Below are 1,996 nucleotides of genomic sequence, written 5' to 3' on the forward strand. Positions count from 1 at the left end.
TGATTTTCTGCATAAATTATCCACTGAAATAATTCGTGAAAACCAAACAATTATTCTGGAAGATTTAAACGTTTCAGGTATGATGAAAAATCGGAAATTGTCCAGAGCTATTAGTGATTTAGGCTGGAGACAATTTCGTACATTATTAGTAGGACATACCTCTATTCCCTGTTCTCTCACAGGAGTGCGCATTCTCTCTGTTACTTGGCATTCTCATGGGGAGGAAACTATTCCCTACGGGACGCTTGCGCGTTTTCCTACCGAGTACTGCGCAAACATCTTGCGGAGCAAAACGCCGGGTTCCGAGCACTTGTGTCTGTCGCCGACGTGGGGTCGCACCGCTGTTCCATTATAGAACCCATTTGGGTTCTATTTAAAAATATAGGGGGAGTGTGGGTAGATGGTGAATCTGGAGGCAAATTTACACCTTTTCCCCTTATTCTATTTCTCGAACTCCTGAGTTCTGACTCCTGACTCCTGTGCCAAAAACCCGTACCGCTTGCAAAGATATCAAATGGCTTCTATATGAAATTGGGGCGTTGGTGATTTGAGGTATGATATCATGTCCGGATGAGAGGGCGTTCAAAAAACTTTCTCCTTATACTCCTGTTTCTTCTTCTTTCTTCCCTCCTGACTCAGTTCTCATGAGTACCCCTCCTGGGAGGGGGAGGGGCGAGGGGTGGGTTGACTCCTAAGTAATTAAGATTAATATCATACACGCTATTCAGCAACGCCGAAAATTGGTATTAAGCCATCACCATTCCCCCATCCACATTAAATACTTGACCTGTAATATAATTAGCAGCACTATCAGCAGCTAAAAATTTAATCATACCCGCTACTTCTTCTGGTGTACCATAACGACCGAGAGGAATAAATTTGATAATTTCCTCAGAATTTTTCAAGTCCTTAGTCATATCAGTCGTTATAAACCCAGGGGCAACAGCGTTTGCTGTAATGCCACGATTAGCAAGTTCTTTTGCTACACTTTTAGTAAAGCCAATAACCCCTGCTTTAGCTGCACTATAATTAGCTTGACCAGGATTACCCATTTGCCCAGTTACAGAAGCAATATTAATAATACGACCACTCTTTTGTTTGAGCATAATTTTGCTAACGGCGCGGGTACAGAGAAAAACCCCCGTCAAATTTAGGTCTATTACTGACTGCCAGTCATTGGGTTTCATCCGCAAAAGCAAAGTATCGCGAGTAATACCAGCATTATTTACCAAAATATCAATGCGACTCCATTTTTCCATCACTTCTTTGACGAGGGTATCAACCTCTTCAGCTTTAGAAACATCTGCTTGAAGTGCCATCCCATTGCCACCCGCAGCAACTATTTCTGCCACTACTTCCACAGCCGCTCCACTAGAGTTAGCATAGTTAACAACTACATTTGCCCCTTCCATTGCTAATGCTAAAGCTGCTGCTCGACCAATTCCTCTAGATGCACCTGTGATTATTGCTACTTGTCCCTTCAAACGCTGTAATGTTTCGGGTAATGCCTCCATAATGAAATCCTTTGCTATATGATTTAAACTAATTTATCAAAATAATTGGGTTTAAAACCCCGCCTTGATTGGCGAAATGTTTTTGGAGGGTTGCTCAAATCCCCGTTACAAAAACAACTTCTGACTTCTGACTTCTGACTTCTGACTTCTAACTTCATTGACTTAGGGGATTATGGCTTGTTGAGTTAAGCTAATAGATAGAATAGATAAGTATATATATTTTCTCAAGATGGCAGTTAAAAAGCAGTTTGATAGTTTTGATGAATTACTTGCTAGTTCAAAAATACCTGTTCTAGTGGATTTTTATGCAACTTGGTGTGGCCCTTGTCAAATAATGGCCCCTATTCTGGAACAGGTCAATCAAAAGATGAAAGATCGACTGCGGATAGTTAAAATTGATACAGATAAATATCCTCAGTTGGCATCAAAGTATGGTATTCAAGGTTTGCCGACTTTGGTTTTGTTTAAAAATGGTCAGCCAG

3 protein-coding genes and 1 pseudogene are annotated in these 1,996 nt (G+C 41.0%); 2 read left to right on the plus strand and 2 right to left on the minus strand.

Annotated features, from left to right (window positions below; translation table 11 throughout):
• Nucleotides 1-355, plus strand: a pseudogene (locus F6K13_RS30675) (hypothetical protein); the annotation flags it as partial.
• An 81-nt stretch (nt 356-436) separates the two neighbouring features.
• On the opposite strand, the gene F6K13_RS30680 reads toward F6K13_RS30675, so the two are convergent.
• Both F6K13_RS30680 and fabG read right to left on the minus strand, forming a co-directional pair.
• Nucleotides 437-586 (minus strand): hypothetical protein, encoded by a 150-nt coding sequence (locus F6K13_RS30680; RefSeq protein WP_287289503.1) that lies wholly within the window; start codon nt 584-586, stop codon nt 437-439.
• 160 nt (nt 587-746) lie between these two features.
• On the minus strand, nt 747-1,514 hold the full coding sequence (gene fabG, locus F6K13_RS30685; RefSeq protein WP_124144109.1) for a 3-oxoacyl-[acyl-carrier-protein] reductase: 768 nt from the start codon (nt 1,512-1,514) through the stop codon (nt 747-749).
• Nucleotides 1,515-1,743: 229 nt separating this feature from the next.
• Between fabG and trxA the strand changes: the two genes are divergently transcribed.
• Nucleotides 1,744-1,996, plus strand: a 253-nt coding sequence (gene trxA / locus F6K13_RS30690) for a thioredoxin (RefSeq protein ID WP_287289505.1), incomplete at its 3' end; no start/stop codon positions are given.

Source organism: Okeania sp. SIO2B9 (assembly GCF_010672505.1).
GTDB classification, from domain to species: domain Bacteria; phylum Cyanobacteriota; class Cyanobacteriia; order Cyanobacteriales; family Microcoleaceae; genus Okeania; species Okeania hirsuta.